This is a genomic window from Streptomyces sp. NPDC059852, from assembly GCF_042731455.1.
Taxonomy (GTDB): domain Bacteria; phylum Actinomycetota; class Actinomycetes; order Streptomycetales; family Streptomycetaceae; genus Streptomyces.
Genome location: NZ_JBHWJK010000011.1, coordinates 136,503 through 153,941, shown reverse-complemented (window position 1 = coordinate 153,941; position 17,439 = coordinate 136,503). Strand labels below are relative to the sequence as shown.

The 17,439-nt window shown below is 73.2% G+C and carries 14 protein-coding genes; 7 read left to right on the top strand and 7 right to left on the bottom strand.

Translation table 11 applies throughout. The features are described from left to right. Position 1 precedes the first annotated feature (1 nt). Together ACFV46_RS16930 and ACFV46_RS16925 are read right to left on the bottom strand one after the other, a co-directional pair. Positions 2 to 1,306, bottom strand: coding sequence for a M20/M25/M40 family metallo-hydrolase (locus ACFV46_RS16930; RefSeq protein WP_361927974.1), 1,305 nt, complete (start codon positions 1,304 to 1,306; stop codon positions 2 to 4). Beyond that, entirely contained in the window at positions 1,299 to 2,132 is an 834-nt protein-coding gene (locus ACFV46_RS16925) for a M55 family metallopeptidase (RefSeq protein WP_361927971.1), read from the bottom strand. Before ACFV46_RS16925 ends, ACFV46_RS16930 begins: the two co-directional genes overlap by 8 nt. Positions 2,133 to 2,314: 182 nt before the next feature. On the opposite strand from ACFV46_RS16925, the gene ACFV46_RS16920 reads away from it, so the two are divergent. Together ACFV46_RS16920 and ACFV46_RS16915 are read left to right on the top strand one after the other, a co-directional pair. After that, a complete protein-coding gene (locus tag ACFV46_RS16920) occupies positions 2,315 to 3,808 on the top strand; it encodes an APC family permease (RefSeq protein WP_385498715.1) in 1,494 nt (497 codons plus the stop codon). Position 3,809: 1 nt separating this feature from the next. Further along, positions 3,810 to 4,226: a universal stress protein gene (locus ACFV46_RS16915; protein ID WP_385498714.1), complete on the top strand. Its 417-nt coding sequence runs from the start codon at positions 3,810 to 3,812 to the stop codon at positions 4,224 to 4,226. Positions 4,227 to 4,232: 6 nt separating this feature from the next. Here the strand turns inward: ACFV46_RS16915 and ACFV46_RS16910 are convergent, their stop codons facing one another. The 4 genes from ACFV46_RS16910 to ACFV46_RS16895 all read right to left on the bottom strand — a co-directional run bounded on the left by ACFV46_RS16910 (position 4,233) and on the right by ACFV46_RS16895 (position 10,702). Next, positions 4,233 to 4,955: a class I SAM-dependent methyltransferase gene (locus ACFV46_RS16910; protein ID WP_361927962.1), complete on the bottom strand. Its 723-nt coding sequence runs from the start codon at positions 4,953 to 4,955 to the stop codon at positions 4,233 to 4,235. A gap of 130 nt (positions 4,956 to 5,085) precedes the next feature. Next, a complete protein-coding gene (locus ACFV46_RS16905) occupies positions 5,086 to 7,521 on the bottom strand; it encodes a SpoIIE family protein phosphatase (protein WP_376726997.1) in 2,436 nt (811 codons plus the stop codon). Between the two features lie 186 nt (positions 7,522 to 7,707). Continuing rightward, positions 7,708 to 10,095, bottom strand: a complete 2,388-nt coding sequence (locus tag ACFV46_RS16900; protein ID WP_385498712.1) for an MFS transporter — start codon at positions 10,093 to 10,095, stop codon at positions 7,708 to 7,710. A 163-nt stretch (positions 10,096 to 10,258) separates the two neighbouring features. After that, positions 10,259 to 10,702, bottom strand: a complete 444-nt coding sequence (locus ACFV46_RS16895; protein ID WP_361927954.1) for an SRPBCC family protein — start codon at positions 10,700 to 10,702, stop codon at positions 10,259 to 10,261. Positions 10,703 to 10,893: 191 nt separating this feature from the next. Here ACFV46_RS16895 and ACFV46_RS16890 point away from each other — a divergent pair, with 191 nt between their 5' ends. From ACFV46_RS16890 to ACFV46_RS16875, 4 genes are all read left to right on the top strand, one after another. Beyond that, complete coding sequence (locus ACFV46_RS16890) at positions 10,894 to 11,925, top strand: Rv2578c family radical SAM protein (RefSeq protein ID WP_376726993.1); 1,032 nt, start codon at positions 10,894 to 10,896, stop codon at positions 11,923 to 11,925. A gap of 146 nt (positions 11,926 to 12,071) precedes the next feature. Beyond that, positions 12,072 to 13,643 carry an alpha/beta hydrolase gene (locus tag ACFV46_RS16885; protein WP_385498710.1) on the top strand — a complete coding sequence of 524 codons (1,572 nt, stop codon included), beginning with the start codon at positions 12,072 to 12,074 and terminating at the stop codon, positions 13,641 to 13,643. 54 nt (positions 13,644 to 13,697) lie between these two features. Continuing rightward, positions 13,698 to 14,156 (top strand): RidA family protein, encoded by a 459-nt coding sequence (locus ACFV46_RS16880; RefSeq protein ID WP_385498708.1) that lies wholly within the window; start codon positions 13,698 to 13,700, stop codon positions 14,154 to 14,156. Next, entirely contained in the window at positions 14,138 to 14,674 is a 537-nt protein-coding gene (locus tag ACFV46_RS16875; protein WP_385498707.1) for a GNAT family N-acetyltransferase, read from the top strand. The genes ACFV46_RS16880 and ACFV46_RS16875 overlap by 19 nt, the downstream gene beginning before the upstream one ends. A 15-nt stretch (positions 14,675 to 14,689) precedes the next feature. Here ACFV46_RS16875 and ACFV46_RS16870 read toward each other — a convergent pair whose 3' ends face one another. Beyond that, on the bottom strand, positions 14,690 to 15,265 hold the full coding sequence (locus ACFV46_RS16870) for an adenylosuccinate lyase (RefSeq protein WP_385498704.1): 576 nt from the start codon (positions 15,263 to 15,265) through the stop codon (positions 14,690 to 14,692). 353 nt (positions 15,266 to 15,618) lie between these two features. Here ACFV46_RS16870 and ACFV46_RS16865 point away from each other — a divergent pair, with 353 nt between their 5' ends. Beyond that, a complete protein-coding gene (locus ACFV46_RS16865) occupies positions 15,619 to 17,424 on the top strand; it encodes a 3-hydroxybutyryl-CoA dehydrogenase (RefSeq protein ID WP_361927939.1) in 1,806 nt (601 codons plus the stop codon). Positions 17,425 to 17,439 lie beyond the last annotated feature (15 nt).

The following is a 17,439-nucleotide window of genomic DNA, read 5'->3' as shown; positions in this document are numbered from 1 at the left end:
TCTAAGCCGTGCGCAGGAACCGGTCGAGCACCCGGACGCCGAAGTGCAGCGCCTCGACGGGCACCCGTTCGTCGACGCCGTGGAACATGGCCGAGTAGTCGAAGCCCTCCGGCAGCTTCAGCGGCGAGAACCCGTAGCCGGTGATGCCGAGCCGGGAGAACTGCTTGGCGTCCGTGCCGCCGGCCATGCAGTACGGCACGGTGCGCCCCTCCGGCGCGAACTCCTCGACGGCGGCCCGCATCAGGGCGTACGTCGGCGAGTCCAGCGGGGACTGCAGGGCGACCTCCCGGTGGTGGAAATCCCAGTCCACGTCGGGCCCGGTGAGTTCATCGAGGGTGGCGCGGAACTCGTCCTCGTGGCCCGGCAGGAACCGTCCGTCGACGAACGCCACGGCCTTGCCCGGGATGACGTTGACCTTGTAACCGGCCTCCAGCATCGTCGGGTTGGCGCTGTTGCGGACGGTCGCCTCGACGAGCTTGGCGGCGGGGCCGAGCTTCTCCAGCAGGCCGTCCACGTCGTCCAGGCTCGTGTCCAGGCCGTACAGCTCCGCGAGTTCGGTGAGGGCGCCGCGCACGGTCGGGGTCAGCCGCACCGGCCACTCGTGGTCGCCGATCCGGGTGATGGCGGCGGCGAGCCGGGTCACCGCGTTCTCCCGGTTGACCCGGGAGCCGTGGCCGGCCCGGCCGTGGGCGGTGAGCCGCAGCCAGCCGGTGCCGCGCTCGCCGGCCGAGATCGGGTAGATCTGGCGGCCGGAGCCGTCGTGGAAGGTGAACGCGCCGGACTCGCTGATGCCCTCGGTGCAGCCCTCGAACAGGGCGGCGTGCCGGTCGGCGAGGAAGCCGGAGCCGTCCTCGGCGCTGGCCTCCTCGTCGGCGGTGAACGCGATCACGATGTCCCGGCGGGGCCGCACGCCCTGGCGCGCCCAGGCCCGTACGACGGACAGGATCATCGCGTCCATGTTCTTCATGTCGACGGCGCCGCGGCCCCAGACGACGCCGTCGCGGACCTCGCCGGAGAAGGGGTGCACGCTCCACTCGGAGGGGTCGGCGGGCACGACGTCCAGGTGCCCGTGGACGAGCAGGGCGTCCGCCGACGGGTCGGTGCCCTCGAGGCGGGCGACGACGTTCGTGCGGCCGGGGGTGCGCTCCAGCAGCGTGGTCTGCAGGCCCGCCTCCGCGAGCCGGGCCGCCGCGTACTCGGCGGCGGGCCGCTCCTGGCAGTCGCCGCCGCCCCGGTTGGTGGTGTCGATGCGGATGAGGTCGGACGTGAACGTCACGACCTCCTCCAGTGCCTGCGCGTCAGCCATACTGCTCCTCCACCGCGGCCGAGACGATCGTGGTGACCGCCTTGAAGGTCCGGATCGCCTCGTACATGCGCTCGCTGGTGTACGCCACCTTGCGCTCCCCGATCCGTGCGACACCGGGGACGACGGTGGCCGCCATCGCCAGGTGCTCGGCGTCGAACTCGACGGCCACCGTGTGCGGCCCGGCCTGCACGGGCTCGCCGCGGACCGCGAGGGCGGCGGCGTCCCTGGCCGCCGCGCGGATGTCGGCGGCGGTCCTCGCCGGCGTACGGCACACGGCCGCGTACCGGGACACGTGGTCCTTGACGGCGACCTTCAGCGCCTCGGGCGCGTAGCCGAGGGCGTCCTCGCAGGCGAGGTCGTCTCCGGTGACCAGGACGACGGGCACGCCGTACTCGGCGACGACGTGCGCGTTCAGCAGACCCTCGCTGGCCCGAACGTCGTTCAGCCAGACCCCGGTGATCTGGTTGGCGAGGTAGGTGTGGGCGAGGACGCCCTCCATGCCGGCGCCCGTGTGGTAGCCGATGAAGGCGATCCCGTCGACGTCCCCGTGCTGGACGCCCTCCACCATCGACAGCGCCTTGTGCCGGCCGGTCAGCATCTCGGCCCGCTCGTCGAGCCGTTCGAGCAGCAGGTTTCGCATGCTCCAGTGGGCCTCGTTGACGAGGACGGAGTCGGCACCGCCGTCGAAGAAGCCGCGCACGGCCGCGTCCACGTCCGAGGTGAACATCCCCCGGCACCGCTCCCACTGCGGTGTCCCCGGCAGAACGTCCCCCGGCCAGGTCACGCCGGTCGCGCCCTCCATGTCGGCGCTGATGAGGATCTTCATGGGGCGCCACGTTACGCGCCCCCGTCGGAACCCGCCACGACCGGTCCCCCCGCCCCGGGCACCGCCCGGCGCGGGCGGCCGCTGGGCACACGGGTGAGACATCGCGCGCGGGGTCGGCAAAGGCCCGGCGGGCCCGGCCGTTCCCTGTTTCATGAGGTCAGGCACGACCAAAGTGAGGCAGCATGGCCGAAGCCAGTACGGGCACCCCGCAGCCGGACTCGTTGAAGCCCGACGCGATCGGGTTCCTCGACGCGCTCGTCATCGGGCTCAACGCCACCTCGCCCGCGTACTCGCTGGCCGCGGTGATCGGCCCGATCGTGGCGCTGGTGGGGGTGTACGCGCCCGGCGTGATGCTGGCGGCGTTCGTGCCGATGCTGCTGATCGCGTCGGCGTTCTACTACCTGAACAAGGTCGACCAGGACTGCGGCACGACCTTCTCCTGGGTGACCCGCGCGATGGGCCCGTGGGCGGGCTGGCTCGGCGGCTGGGCCATCACCATGACCGGTGTCCTGGTCGTCGGCTCGCTGGCGGACGTGGCGGTGACGTTCGCGCTGCTCGCCTTCGGCCTGGACAGCTGGGCCGACAACGAGTGGGTGCGGCAGATCCTCACCGTGCTGCTCATCCTGGTGATGACGGCGGTGTGCGTCATCGGCACCGAGGTGTCGGCCCGGGTGCAGAACGCGCTGATCCTCGCCCAGGTCGCCTGCCTCCTCGCCTTCGCCGTGGTGGCGCTCTACCGGGTCTACGCCGGCACCGGGGACCTCGACGCCGTGAAACCGGCGTTCGGCTGGCTGGACCCGTTCGGCGCGGGCGGCGCCCAGCTGACGGCGGGGCTGCTGCTGGGCGTGTTCATCTACTGGGGCTGGGAGTCGGCGGTGAACCTCACCGAGGAGACCGAGAACTCGGCGACCGCCCCCGGTGAGGCGGCCGTGTGGTCGACGGTCATCCTGCTGGTCACGTATGTGGCCGTGGCCATCGCGGTCGTGGCCTACGCCGGACCGGCGTTCCTGTCGGAGAACGCCGACGAGGAGGAGTTCATCTTCGCCCTTCTCGCGGGCAAGGTGATGGGCGGCTGGGACTGGGTGGTGCTGCTGGCGGTGTCGACGTCCGGTCTGGCGTCCACGCAGACCACGATCATCCCGGCCTCGCGCACCGCGCTGTCCATGGCCCGCCGGCACGCCCTGCCGGCCCACTTCGGGCACATCCACCACCGGTTCCGCACGCCCGACGTGAGCACGTGGTGGGTGGCGGGCATCGCGATCGCCTGGTACCTGGTGGTCCGGCAGATCAGCGAGAACGCCCTGTTCGACTCGCTGACCGCGCTGTCCCTGCTGATCGCCTTCTACTACGCGCTCACCGGCCTCGCGTGCGCCGTCTACTACCGGCGTCACCTCACCGAGAGCGTCCGCAACTTCCTGCTGATCGGCCTCGGCCCGGTGGTCGGCGCCGGGCTGCTGGCCTGGCTGCTCGTCGAGTCGGTCGGCGACATGTCCGACCCCGCCAACTCCTACAGCGGCGTCTCGTGGTTCGGGCTCGGCCCGCCGCTGGTCATCGGGATCGGCATCACCCTCGCGGGCGTGATCCTGATGGTGGTGTGGCGGCTGACGGCCCCGGCGTTCTGGGCGGAGCGCCCCGACGTGGCCGACCCCGACCTCGTGCACGGCAAGGAGTCCTGACATGCCCGTGGTGTGCGGCTACGACGAGTCCCCGGGCGCGGTCCGCGCGCTCTCCGTCGCCGTGGAGGTGGCCGCCGCGTTCGGCGACACCCTCGTGCTGGTCTACGGGGCGGCGGCGCCGGGCTCGCTCGGCGAGGAGTACGCCGCCCACCGGGACGCCCTGCGGGAGACCGGCCGGACGGCCCTGGACCACGCCGTCGACGTCGCCGGGCAGGCGGGGGTGGCGGCGACCGTGGAGGTCATCGACCAGAAACCGGCGGAGGCGCTGCTCGACGCCGCGTCCCGGCACGGGGCACGCTGCATCGTCCTGGGCACCTGGGGCGAGAGCCCGCTGCGGGGCGCCCTGCTGGGCTCCACCCCGCACAAGCTGCTGCACCTGTCGCACATCCCGGTGCTCTGCGTGCCGACGGAGGCGTAGGCGCCGTCAGGGCCGCCCCGCCACGATCCACGTCGACGGCAGTTCGATGCGGGTGCCGTCGGGGCCCCGCTCGGTGGTGGCCAGCGGCAGGGTGCCGCTGGCGAGCACGTCGAGGCCGGCCGACCGCAGATACCCGGTCAGCGCGTCGTCGCTCACCTCGCCCGGGGCGATGCCGTGCCGCAGGACGGGGGCCAGCTTGGGCGGCGGCCCGGCGGGACCTCGCGCCAGGCCCATGAGGACGCGCTTGGCGGCCTCGGAGGGTTCGACGAGGAGGATCCGGCCGCGCTCACCGGCCAGGGTGGCGAGCCCGTCCGCCATCGTCTGCCGGTCGCCGGGCTCGGCCTGGTGCAGGACTCCGCGCACATAGAGGTTGGCGTCGCCGAGTTCGGCGTGCAGCGTCTGGACCTCCGCCTTGTCCACGACGTCGAGCAGCCGGTACGTCGCCTGCCCGGCCGGGTCGGCCCGGCGGGCGAGGTCGAGGGCCGCGGCGGAGAGGTCGGCGCCGACGACGCGCGGGAAGCGGTCGGCGAGGAAACGGGTCTGGGTGCCGTTGCCGCAGCCCAGATCGATCATCACCAGGTCCGGAGCGGTCAGGTGCGGCTCCAGCAGGGGCAGATGGCGGGCCGCGGTCCGCGCGGGTTCCGCGTCCCAGAACACGGCACCCTGCTCGCCGGGCGCCTCGCGCCAGAAGCCCTCCCAGGCATCCCGGTACCGACTCGTCACGCTCATGACCGACTCCCCTGGGATGCGACCGGCGACCGCCGAGTGACGGGCGGATCCGGTCTATCGCGGCCGGACCGGTGCCGACAAGCGCCCGGCGCGCACCTTCACGCGTCTCCTCCGGAACCTCCGCCGGACGTCAGCGGCCGGTGAGCGTCAGCTCGAACCAGACGGTCTTGCCGCCACCGGTACGGCTCGCTCCCCAGGCGCGGGCGAGCGCGCTCACGACGAGGAGTCCGCGCCCGGCGTCGTCCTCGGGGCCGGTGTCCAGCAGGGTGGGCAGCTCGTGGCCGTCGTCGTCCACCTCGCACAGCAGCGTCTCGCCCCGGACGAGCCGCAGTTCCACGGGGCGGTCGCGGGAGTGCCGTACGGCATTGGTGACGAGTTCGCTCACCAGCAGTTCGGCGGTGCCGGCGAGCCGGGTCAGGCCCCAGGCGCGCAGCTGCTCGCGGACGAGGGCACGGGCACGGCCCGCCTCGGCCGGGTCGAGGGCGAGCCGGTGCACGGCGACGTCGGCGGGGGCGATGCCGTTGAGGCGGGCCATCAGCAGGGCGACGTCGTCCTTGCGGCCGTCGCGCGGGTTGAGGGCGCGGATGATCGTGTCGCACGCCTCGTCCATGGACGCGGCCGGGTGGGCGGCGGACTCGCACAGGACGGCGAGTCCGACACCGATGTCTTCGCCGCGCAGCTCGACCAGACCGTCGGTGCACATGACGATCCGGTCGCCGGGCTCGACACGGACGCGGACCTCTTCGAAGGGCACGCCGCCGACGCCGATCGGCGCGCCCGTGGGCAGGTCGAGCAGTTCACCGTGCCCGCTGTCGGCGCGGACCAGGACGGGCGGGATGTGGCCCGCGTTGGCGAGGCGCAGCTCGCCCGCGAGGGGGTCGTAGACGACGTACAGGCAGGTCGCGAGGTAGTTGTCGCCGAGGCGCTGGGCGAGGTCGTCGAGGTTGCGCAGCAGCTGGGCGGGCGGCAGGTCCAGGGCGGCCATGGTCTGTACGGCCGTGCGCAACTGGCCCATCATGGCTGCGGAGTTGAGGCCGTGGCCCATGACGTCGCCGACGACGAGGGCGGTGCGGGCGCCGGGCAGCTTGACCGAGTCGAACCAGTCGCCGCCGACCCGTCCGAGCAGTGTGCCCGGCAGGTACCGGGTGGTGATGTCGCAGCCCGCCATGCGCCGGGGGATCTGCGGCAGCATGCTGTCCTGGAGGGTCTCGGCGACGCTCTCCTGGTAGGTGTACATACGGGCGTTGTCGAGTACGAGGCCCGCTCTGGCCGCGAGTTCGGCGCCGGTGACCCGGTCCATGTCGTTGAACTCGACGCGCTCGGGGTGGCGCAGCAGGATCATGAAGCCGAGGACGACATGGCGGGCCTTGAGCGGGACGACCAGCATCGAGCGGCCGGTGATCAGCGGCCGGATGTCCCGCTTCTCGAACTGGGACGCGATGGCGTGGCCCATCTCGGGGCTGATCCGCGGGACGAGCACGGGCTCGCCGGTCGTCATGCACTGGAAGAACGGGGTGTGGGCCGGAAAGGGCATGGCCTCGCCGACCGGGACGACGTCGTCCCAGCGGCCCGGTTCGTCGGTGTGCTCGACGGCGACCCGGTGCCACAGCGTGGTGGTGTCCGGCACCCCGTCGGGGAACCCCTCGCCGGCGACGACCTGTTCGCGCAGATAGGTGCCGGCGACGTCGGTGAACCGGGGCACTACGGCCTTGCTGACCTCGACGATCGTCCGGGCCAGGTCGAGGGAGGTGCCGATGCGGCCGCTGACCTCGTTGAGGAACTCCAGGCGCTCGCGTACGGCGGCGTGCTCCAGGTCCTCACCGTCGTCGGGGTCGTCGGCCGGCGCCGGTAAGCCGTGGGCGGCGGCCCGGGCGGCCCGCTCCCGGCGGGCCCGGCGTTCCACCCGCCGGGGCACGCCCCAGTCGGGGGTGACGGGGACCCGGTCGTGCTGGCTGAACTCGAGGACGGGGTAGCCGAGTTCCAGGATCTGGCCGACGATCCGGGCGCTCTCGTCGACGCTCATGCTGGGCAGGATCTCGGGGAGCCTGGAGGCGAGCTCCTCGGCGCCGGGGAAGTCGGTGTGCAGGGCGAAGGCGGGCGCCACCCGGTCGAAGCCGGGGTCCTCGCCCGCCGCTTCCTGCTGGAGCCGGCCGACGTCGGCGCCGAGCACGAGCAGCCGCTCCGGGCCGGGGCCCACCAGCGGGTAGGCCCACCACAGGACGTCGACGCGGTCCCGCTCGGGCACGGTCAGCCGGGCCCGCCCCGCGGCCGGGTAGTACAGCCGTCCGTCGAGGGACGTCTCCAGGTCGTGCCCCGGGTCCTCGTAGGCGCCGTACGGCCCGTACGGCGAGATGTCGTCGTCCTCGGGGAGCGCTCCCGACACCGGCAGGAGGTCGACGGCGGGGTGCCCGATCGCCTCCTCCTTGGTGGCGCCGAAGAGGCGGCGCGCGCCGGAGCTCCAGTGGGAGACGAGCCCCGCGCGGTCGACCACCACCACGGCGAGCGGGATGCGTCCGGTCGCGGCGTGCTCCGTCGCCGTGCCGTCCCTTTCGGTGCCACGGTCCATGGCCCAGGCCCTCTCTCCCCACGGTCCGCAAGATCTGCGCGCCCCCACCACCGTACGGGTCCCCGCCTCGGGGATGTGTGGCAATAGGCGAATTGGATGTACCGGGTTCACAACGGCGCGCGCGGGGGCGGAAAGATCCGGCCGCGCCCCTTTCCCGCAGGACAGCGCCGGGTCGGCCGGCGGGGGTCAGTCCTCGTGCCCGAGCTGGAGGTCGCGTTCCGTGCGCCCGCCGCGGGCGACCTGGAGCACGGTGGCGACCGGCGGGTAACCGGCGGCGATGACCGTGTACTCGCCGGAGGAGAGGTCGGTGAAGCGGAACGTGCCGTCGGGTCCGGTGGTGAGGGTGTCGACGACGTTCCCGGCCGCGTCGAGGAGGGTGACGCGGGCGTCCTCCACGGGGCGTCCGCCGCCCGCCCGAACGGTGCCGCGCAGGGCGGCGCCGCCCGCGAGCTCGATGTCCTGCCGGGTCTCGCGGGCCGCCTTGACGGTGACCGGGACGGCGGCGGGCCGGAACGCGGTCGAACTGGCGGCGAGGGTGTACTCCCCGGCGATCAGTTCGGTGATGACGTAGCCGCTGTCGCGTTCGCTGCGGGTGGTGGCGACGACCTCGCCGCGGACGTCGGTGAGGGTGACGGTGGCGTCCACGGGGGTGCCGTCGGGGCTCAGCACCCGACCGGCGAGGCGCCCGGCGCCGCCGAGCAGGATGTCGAGGTCGACGGGGCGCTCGCCGACGGTGACGGAGACGGCCTGCGGCTGGTGCCCGCCGGCTGCGGCGATCATCACGTACGCCCCGGGGCCGGGGGCGGCGAGCGCGAACCGTCCGTCCTCCGCGCTGGTGGCGCGGCCGACCTGCCGGCCGGCGACGTCGATCAGGGTCAGCGCGGCGCGGGGCACGACGGTGCCGTCGGCGTGCTGGACGGCTCCGCGGACGGCGAGCGGGGTGCCGTGCGGCGAGCGGGCCTGCGGGACGGAGGCGGGCGGGGCGGTGGTGCCGGTCTCCTCGGTGGGGGCGTTGTGGGTCACCAGGGGTTTCTCCTTGAGGAAGAAGGCGATGAGCAGGCCCAGCACGAGCACCGGGACGAGGTACAGGAAGATCCTCGGCATGGCGTCGGCGTACGCCTGGATGTAGGCGTCGCGCAGCGCCGGGGGCAGGGTGTGGACGAGCTGCGGGGTGATGGCCTCGGCGTCGGGCAGGTCCGCGCCCGCCCGTGCGGGGATCCGGTCGGCGAGGGCGTCGGTGAGCCGGCCGGCGAAGAGGGTGCCGAAGACGGCCGCGCCGACGCTGCCGCCGATCTGCCGGAAGTAGTTGTTGGCGCTGGTGGCCGTGCCGAGGTCGGCCGGGCGCACGGAGTTCTGCACGGCGAGGACGAGGACCGGCATCACCATGCCGATGCCGGCGCCGAGCACGGCCATCCAGACGCTGTAGTGCAGCCGGGGCGTGTCGGTCTCCAGCCGGGACAGCAGCCACATGCCGACGGCCGCGAGGGCGCTGCCGAGGAGGGGGTAGACCCGGTAGCGGCCGGTGCGGGTGATGAGCTGGCCGCAGACGATGGAGGCGCCGACGATGCCGCCCATCATGGGGAGCATGAGCAGCCCGGACTCGGTGGCGGTGGCCCCGTCGACCATCTGCAGGAAGGTCGGCAGATAGCTGGCGGCGCCGAACAGCGCGACCCCGATCACGAGGCCCACCAGGGCGGTGACGTTGAAGACGGAGTCCCTGAACAGCCGCAGCGGGATGAGGGGTTCGGCGGCGAAGCGCTCGGTGATCAGGAACAGGAGCGAGGCGAGTGCCGCTCCGGCGCCGAGGCCGAGGATGACGCGCGAGTCCCAGGCGTGTTCGGTGCCGCCCCAGCTGGTCAGCAGGACCAGGCAGGTGGAGGCGGAGGCGAGCAGCAGGGCGCCGAGGACGTCGAGCCGGGCCCGGCCCCGGGGCCTGGGGAGCTTCAGCACGACGGCGACGACGGCGAGGGTGACCAGGCCGAAGGGGACGTTGATGTAGAAGCACCAGCGCCAGGAGAGGTGGTCGGTGAAGTAGCCGCCGAGCAGCGGTCCGGCGACCGAGGCGAGGCCGAACGCGGCGCCGATCAGGCCCATGAAGCGGCCCCGCTCCCGGGCGGGCACGATGTCGGCGATGATCGCCTGGACGCCGATCATGAGTCCGCCGGCTCCGACGCCCTGGACGGCCCGGTAGGCGATCAGCTGGTCCATGGTCCCGGCCCGGCCGGCGAGCGCGGAGCCGACGACGAAGACGACGATCGCGAACTGGAAGACGCCCTTGCGGCCGAACAGGTCGCCGAGCTTGCCGTAGATCGGCAGTCCGACGGTGGCGGTGAGCAGGTAGGCGGTGATCGCCCAGGACATCCGGTCGAGGCCGTGCAGCTCACCGACGATCTTCGGCAGCGCGGTGGCGACGATCATCTGCTCCAGCGCGGCCAGCAGCAGCGCGAGCATCAGGGCGAAGAACACCAACCGGACCCGGCGCGGGGGCAGTTCGCCCGGGGCCCCGGGGGCGGGAGGCGGGACGTCCGGGGGCGCGGCGACCGGTTCGTCCTGTACCAGAGTGCTCCCGCCCACGTACCCGCTCCCCTCGTCGCACTGCCGCACCATGTCCGCGTAGGCGAACAACTACGGGCAAGCGCGACGAGTTACGGAACCAGGTCGGTCGCGGAAGAGAACCACTCGATCCGGTGAGGACGACAACGGCCGCCGCGCCCCGGCGGGTTGAAGCACCCGGTTGCTACTTCTCCACTTCGGCGGCGAGATTGGCGAGCAGCGCGTCGTAGATCCGGGCGAGGCCCTTGGGCGCGAAGGTCCGCTCGAAGAATCCGCCGATGCCGCCGGCGCCCTGCCAGGTGCTGGTGACGACGACGCGGGAGCGGCCCTCGCCGGCCGGGGTGACCCGCCAGGTGGTGACCATGGAGGAGTTGCGGTCCTTCTCGACGAGCTCGCCGTCGGTGGGCTCGCTGACGTCCAGGAGGCAGTCGCGTACGCGCTTGCTGGTGGCCTGGAGCTTCCAGTGGACGAGGGTGCCCTCACCGTCGCCGCCCTCGCGCACCTCGTACTCGCTGAAGTGCTCGGGCAGCAGCTTGCGCCGGGTGCCGGTGTAGTCGGCGAGGGCGTCGAACACCTTCTCCGCGTCCGCCGCGACGACCCGCTCCGTAGTGGCCTCGACCTGCGCCATCGACTTCCTCCAGGACCTGAGTTCTCGGGGTTGGGGCAAGCCAACCACCCCGGTGGCACCCCGCCCAAATCGGGGTGCCGAACGGCTCACGGAACCGGTCGCGAGGCGATCGGAAACGAAGACGGGCCGGGGGTAGCACGATCAAGGGAACATGTGTTCTATTCTGGGGGCAGTGCTACCGAGGAGGCACCATGCGCTGGGAGAACCTCGCCCTGGAGACCGACCACAGCCGGGCCGACACCGGTCTGTTCGGCGCGGACGCCGTGGTCACCCGCACCTTCGACACACCCGAGTTCGCCGGGATCACCTTCCACGAGATCCGGGCCCGCTCGATCGTGAACCGGGTGCCGGGCGCCTCGCGCATGCCCTTCGAGTGGACGGTGAACCCGTACCGGGGCTGCTCGCACGCGTGCGTGTACTGCTTCGCCCGCAAGACGCACAGCTATCTCGACCTGGACACGGGACTCGGCTTCGACTCGCAGATCGTGGTGAAGGTGAACGCGCCGGAGCTGCTGCGCCGGCAGCTGGCCTCCCGCCGCTGGCAGGGCGACCACATAGCGATGGGCACCAACGTCGACTGCTACCAGCGGGCCGAGGGCCGCTACCGCCTGATGCCGGGCATCCTGGCGGCACTGCGCGACCACGCCAACCCGTATTCGATCCTGACCAAGGGGACGCTGATCCTGCGCGACCTCGACCTGCTGAAGCAGTCCGCGGAGGTCACGGACGTGGGCGTGTCCGTCTCCGTCGGCTTCGTCGACCGCGAGCTGTGGCGGACCGTGGAGCCGGGCACGCCCGCTCCCGAGCGGCGCCTGAACGTCGTACGGACCCTGACCGAGCACGGGCTGGGGTGCGGGGTGCTGATGGCGCCGGTCATCCCGTTCCTCGGCGATCAGCCGGCGCAGCTGCGGGCAACCGTGCGGGCGATCGCCGCGTCCGGCGCCACGTCGGTCACGCCGCTGGTGCTGCATCTGCGGCCCGGGGCGCGCGAGTGGTTCATGGAGTGGCTCGGCCGTGAGCACCCGCATCTGGTGCGCCGCTACGAGCGGCTGTACGCGGACGGCGCCTACGCGCCGAAGTGGTACCAGCGCAGGATCACCCGTCAGGTGCACGAGCTCGCCCAGGAGTACGGCATCGGGCCCGCCCGTCCGGGGATGCCCCGCCGTATTCCCGAGCCCCTCCCCGAGCCGGAGCCCGGACCCACCCAGCTCACGCTGCTGTAGAGGGATCCCGGCGGCATCGGGGGGCATCTCGCGACCCGATCGGGTCACATCCGCGCGGAACCCGTTCCTCACGGCGCCCGTTCCGGGACGGATGCGGCACGGGCCGTGGCACGCGCGGCCCGTGCCGCATCCGTCCGGGAGGACCCATGGGAAGACGCGCAACCGTTCTGTGCGGCGCCGCACTCGTCGTGGCCGGGACCCTGACCGCCGTCCCCGCCGAGGCGAGCGCCCCGCCCACCACCGCCGAGGCCGCGCCCCTCACCTGGAAGAGGTGCGGCACCGCCAGGTACCCGACGCTCCAGTGCGCCTCCCTCAAGGTGCCGCTCGACCACGCCGCCCCGAAGGGCCGCACGATCACGCTGGCCCTGTCCCGCGTCCCGCATACCGCGAAGACGTACCAGGGCCCGCTGCTGGTCAACCCCGGAGGGCCGGGCGGCAGCGGTCTCACGCTGGCCGGCTACGTCGCCTCGGCGCTGCCCAAGGCGGTGGCGGCGCAGTACGACGTCGTCGGCTTCGACCCGCGCGGCGTCGGCAGGAGCCGCCCGGCGCTGGACTGCCGCCCCGCGCACTTCGCGCCCGTGCGCCCGGACTCCGTGCCGAGCACGCCGTGGGTGGAGCGGGCCAACCTGCGGCGCGCGAAGGACTTCGCCCGCGCGTGCGGTGAGAGGTACGCCGATGTGCTGCCGTACATCGACACGGTCGGCGCCGCCCGCGACCTGGACCGGATCCGCGCCGCCCTGGGCGCGCCCCGCGTCAGCTACTTCGGCTACTCGTACGGCACCTATCTCGGCGCGGTCTACGCCAAGCTGTTCCCGCAGCGGGTGCGGCGGGCGGTGCTGGACTCCGTCGTGGACCCCACCGGCGTCTGGTACGACGACAACCTCGCCCAGGACATCGCCTTCGACGACCGGCACCGCGCCTTCCTGGCCTGGGTCGCCCGGCACGACGGGACGTACCGGCTCGGCACGGACCCGGCCCGGGTCGAGGAGCGGTGGTACGCCCTGCGGACGGCGCTGGCGCGGACCCCGGCCGGCGGCACGGTGGGCCCGTCCGAGCTGGAGGACACCTTCCTGCCCGGCGGCTACTACGACGGCTACTGGCCGCAGCTCGCCCAGGCGTTCGCGGCGTACGTGAACGACCGGGACGACGGTCCGCTCGTCGAGGCGTACCGTCGGTTCGGCGCGGCGGACGAGGCCTCCGGGAACGGTTACAGCGTCTACGCCGCCGTGCAGTGCCGGGACGCCGCCTGGCCGCGCGACTGGCACCGCTGGCGGGCGGACAACTGGGCCACGCACACCAAGGCGCCGTTCATGACCTGGAACAACGCCTGGTACAACGCGCCGTGCGCGTTCTGGCCGACGAGGACGCTGAGGCCGGTGGACGTGACCAACGCGAAGGCGCCGCCGGTGCTGATCTTCCAGTCGACCGGCGACGCGGCCACCCCGTACCAAGGGGCCGTCACCGTCCACCGGCGGCTGACCGGCTCCCGCCTGGTCGTCGAGCGGGGCGGCGGCAACCACGCCGTCACCCTCGCCGGCAACACCTGTCTGGACCGGCACCTGGCCGCCTACCTGGCCGACGGCACCCTGCCGCGGGGCTCCGGTGACGTCGACGCGACCTGTGCGGCGTCCCCCGCACCGGAACCGGCGACCGCGAAGACGACGAAGTCGACGGCCCGGGGCACCGAACTCCACGACCTGGTCGGCTTCCGCCCCTGACCCCCTGACGGCCCGTCGGGGGCGCCCCGGGAGCCGTGGTCCACCATGGACCGCATGAGTGAGCTGATCCGGATTCCCGCCCCCGAAGGGGTCGCCCCCGCCGCCCAGTACAGCCATGTGGTGCTCGGCACCGGCCGTCTCGTCGCCGTCTCCGGCCAGCTCGCGCTGGACGAGGACGGCGCGCTCGTGGGCGCGGGCGACCCGGCGGCCCAGGCCCGTCAGGTCTTCGAGAATCTGCGGCGCTGTCTGGCCGCGACCGGCGCCACGTTCGACGACGTCGTGAAGCTCACCTACTTCGTCACGGACATGGCGTACATGCCCGCCGTCCGCGCGGCCCGCGCCGAGCATCTGCCCGACGACCGGCTGCCCGCCGCGTCGGCGGTGCAGGTGGCGGCGCTGGTCCGGCCGGAGTTCCTGATGGAGGTGGAGGCGTTCGCTGTGCTGCCCGTCTCATGGGAGGCCGGGCGGGCGGGCCGGTGCCTAGAGTGCCGGGCATGGACGATCACCGCTTGACCATCCGGCCCATGACCCCCGACGACTGCGACCGGGTCGCCGGGATCCGGGTGGGCGGCTGGCGCGCCGCCTACCGGGGGATGGTGCCGCAGACCTACCTGGACGCCATGGACGTGGCCCAGGAGGCCGAGCGGCGCCGTGCCCATCTCGCGGCGGCCGGCGGTGAGGTGGTGAACCTGGTGGCGGAGGAGGGCGGCCGGGTCGTCGGCTGGGGCTGCCACGGCCCCTACCGCGACCACGACGGCACCCGCACCGAGGGCGCAGAGCTGTACGCGCTGTACGTGGACCCGGCCCGGATCGGCACCGGGGCGGGCCGCGCGCTCCTCGCGGAGTCGATACGCCGGTGCGCGCTCGCCGGGCACCGGCGCATGCTGCTGTGGGTGCTGCGGGACAACGCCCGGGCCCGGCGCTTCTACGCGCGGGCGGGTTTCGGGCCGGACGGTGTCGAGGAGCCCTTCGAGCTGGCCGGGGTGGCGGTGCCCGAGGTGCGGTACGCCCGCGCGCTCACGCCCTGCTGACGGCCGGCCGCACGGTCACCGCTGGCGCGGGATGCGCCCCAGGGCCCGCACCGCCGCCTCCGCCAGGGCCGGGTGGGCCAGCGCCTCGTTCAGGACGCGCCGGGCCCGGTCGTCGCCGAGCGCGCCCAGCCCGTCGACGCAGGCGAGGGCCACCCGGCGGTAGGGGTCGTGCGGGCGCAGCCGCCGCTCCAGTGTGGTGATGAGGGCGGGCACCGCCTCGGGGGCGCGCAGTTCGACCAGCAGACGGACCGGGTGCAGCGCGTAGGCGACCCGCAGCTCGTTGGTGGCGAGGGCGGCCGCCGCGCGGGCCGTACGGGGGTCGCCGAGCCGGGCGAGGGCGTACGCGGCGGAGGCGCAGCGCTGCGGGTCCCGGTGGTTCAGCAGCAGGACGAGGGATTCGAACGCCCGCCGGTCCCCGGCGAGTCCGAGCCGGAACGCGGCCAACTCCCGCGCCCACAGGGGCTGCCCGGGCCCGGTCAGCACGTCCGCCAGTTCGTCGAGGTCGCCGGTGGCCACGAGGCGGTCGTACGCGGGTGTCGCTCCGGACTCCTGCCGTAAGCGCTCCGTGAGTGATCGCAACTCTTCGCTCATGGGAAGAGGTTAGGCGCGCGGGCGGAGGCGCGGGACCTACATCACAAACCCGGGGGGTGGCGCGCTCGTTACCCGCGAGTTAATCTCAGACGAGCGAGTTACCCACTCGCACCCCCTCGCGGCGGCCTGGTGACGCAGCCTCCGCGAGAGCAGTCGGTTCGGTACCCAGGTACCGCAGTACGACTCGGCCACGGGACAGGGCCGGTCGGTCATCACCGCTCCTCGGACGTGTGCACGTCCGCAGCGACGGCACCGGGCGTGTGCGCTCGCAGCCCGGCAACACCCGCACTCCTTCCGCATCCGGCGCGTCCGGGCGCGTTCCCAGTCGTCACCCTCATTCCTGGAGTCCCGCGATGGCCACTCCCCTGTCCGACACCTCTCCGTCCCCGCTCATGACCGTCGCCGTGGTCGGCCTCGGCACGATGGGCACCGGCATCACCGAAGTCCTCGCCAAGGCGGGCCGCCAGGTCGTCGGCATCGACATCAGCGAGGCGGCGGCCGCGCAGGCCGTCGCCGCCCTGGAGTCCTCCACCGCCCGTGCCGTGGAGCGCGGCCGGCTGACCGGGCAGGAGCGCGCGGACGCCCTCGCCCGCGTCCGCACCTCCACCGACCTGCGCGCCGCTGCCGACGCGGACCTGGTCATCGAGGTCGCCCCGGAGTCGTACGAGATCAAGCACCAGATCTTCCGGGAGCTGGACGGCATCGTCCGCCCCGGGACGATCCTCGCGACCGGCACCAACGCCCTGTCGGTGACCCGGCTCGCGGCCGACTCGGCCCGTCCCGAGCGTGTCCTCGGCCTGCACTTCTTCAACCCGGCGCCCGCCATGAAGCTCGTCGAGGTCGTCTCCTCGGTGCTGACCGCGCCGACCGCCGTCTCCGCCGTCACCAACCTCGCCCTGGACCTCGGCAAGGAGCCCGTCGCCGTCGGCGACCGGCCCGGATTCGTCGCCGACGGCCTGCTGTTCGGCTACCTCAACCAGGCCGCCGCCATGTACGAGGCGAAGTACGCCTCCCGCGAGGACATCGACGCCGCGATGCGGCTGGGCTGCGGGCTGCCCATGGGGCCGCTCGCCCTGCTCGACCTGATCGGCATCGACACCGCCCGCACGGTCCTGGACGCCATGTACGCCGAGTCCCGCGACCGGCTGCACGCCCCCGCCCCGATCCTCAAGCAGCTCAGCGAGGCCGGTCTGACGGGCCGTAAGTCGGGCCGCGGCTTCTACACGTACGAGGCCCCCGGCAGCGCCACCGTCGTGCGGGACGCGCTGACGCCGCTGGAGGGCGCCTCCCTGACGCCGGGCCGGACCGTCCGCTCCGTCGGCGTGGCCGGCTCCGGCACCATGGCGTCCGGCATCGCCGAGGTCTTCGCCAAGGCCGGGTACGACGTCGTCCTCGCCGCCCGCAGCGAGGAGAAGGCGCAGGCCGCGAAGGCGCGCATCGGCAAGTCGCTGTCGCGGTCCGTGGACAGGGGCCGGATGACCGCCGAGGCCGCCGCGCAGACCCTGGACCGGATCACCGCGGCCGGCAGCTACGACGCGTTCGCCGACGTCGACCTGGCCGTGGAGGCCGTCGCCGAGGACCTGGACGTCAAGCGGCAGCTGTTCGCGGCGCTGGACAAGGTCTGCAAGCCGGGCGCGGTGCTCGCCACCACGACCTCCTCGCTGCCCGTCGTCGCCTGCGCCCGGGCCACCTCGCGTCCGCAGGACGTGATCGGCATGCACTTCTTCAACCCGGCGCCGGCCATGAAGCTGGTCGAGGTCGTCCGCACGGTCCTGACCGCCGACGACGTGCACGCCACGGTCCGCGAGGTCTGCGCGAAGATCAGGAAGCACGCCGTCGACTGCGGCGACCGGGCCGGGTTCATCGTGAACGCCCTGCTGTTCCCGTACCTCAACAACGCGATCAAGATGGTGCAGGAGCACTACGCGTCGCTCGACGACATCGACGCCGCGATGAAGCTGGGCGGCGGCTACCCCATGGGCCCGTTCGAGCTGCTGGACGTCGTCGGGCTGGACGTCTCGCTGGCCATCGAGAAGGTCCTGCACCGCGAGTTCCGCGACCCGGGCCTCGCTCCGGCGCCCCTGCTGGAGCACCTGGTGGCCGCGGGCTGCCTCGGCCGCAAGACCGGCCGCGGCTTCCGCGAATATGCCCGCCGCTGACGGCATCGGCGACTG

What these genes read in the sequence shown, in the direction of transcription:
- ACFV46_RS16870 (WP_385498704.1), bottom strand. Translation starts at nt 15,265, where the DNA reads ATGAGCGAAGAGTTGCGATCACTCACGGAGCGCTTACGGCAGGAGTCC.
- ACFV46_RS16885 (WP_385498710.1), top strand. Translation starts at nt 12,072, where the DNA reads ATGGGAAGACGCGCAACCGTTCTGTGCGGCGCCGCACTCGTCGTGGCC.
- ACFV46_RS16920 (WP_385498715.1), top strand. Translation starts at nt 2,315, where the DNA reads ATGGCCGAAGCCAGTACGGGCACCCCGCAGCCGGACTCGTTGAAGCCC.
- ACFV46_RS16875 (WP_385498707.1), top strand. Translation starts at nt 14,138, where the DNA reads ATGGACGATCACCGCTTGACCATCCGGCCCATGACCCCCGACGACTGC.
- ACFV46_RS16890 (WP_376726993.1), top strand. Translation starts at nt 10,894, where the DNA reads ATGCGCTGGGAGAACCTCGCCCTGGAGACCGACCACAGCCGGGCCGAC.
- ACFV46_RS16930 (WP_361927974.1), bottom strand. Translation starts at nt 1,306, where the DNA reads ATGGCTGACGCGCAGGCACTGGAGGAGGTCGTGACGTTCACGTCCGAC.
- ACFV46_RS16910 (WP_361927962.1), bottom strand. Translation starts at nt 4,955, where the DNA reads ATGAGCGTGACGAGTCGGTACCGGGATGCCTGGGAGGGCTTCTGGCGC.
- ACFV46_RS16905 (WP_376726997.1), bottom strand. Translation starts at nt 7,521, where the DNA reads ATGGACCGTGGCACCGAAAGGGACGGCACGGCGACGGAGCACGCCGCG.
- ACFV46_RS16895 (WP_361927954.1), bottom strand. Translation starts at nt 10,702, where the DNA reads ATGGCGCAGGTCGAGGCCACTACGGAGCGGGTCGTCGCGGCGGACGCG.
- ACFV46_RS16925 (WP_361927971.1), bottom strand. Translation starts at nt 2,132, where the DNA reads ATGAAGATCCTCATCAGCGCCGACATGGAGGGCGCGACCGGCGTGACC.
- ACFV46_RS16880 (WP_385498708.1), top strand. Translation starts at nt 13,698, where the DNA reads ATGAGTGAGCTGATCCGGATTCCCGCCCCCGAAGGGGTCGCCCCCGCC.
- ACFV46_RS16915 (WP_385498714.1), top strand. Translation starts at nt 3,810, where the DNA reads ATGCCCGTGGTGTGCGGCTACGACGAGTCCCCGGGCGCGGTCCGCGCG.
- ACFV46_RS16865 (WP_361927939.1), top strand. Translation starts at nt 15,619, where the DNA reads ATGGCCACTCCCCTGTCCGACACCTCTCCGTCCCCGCTCATGACCGTC.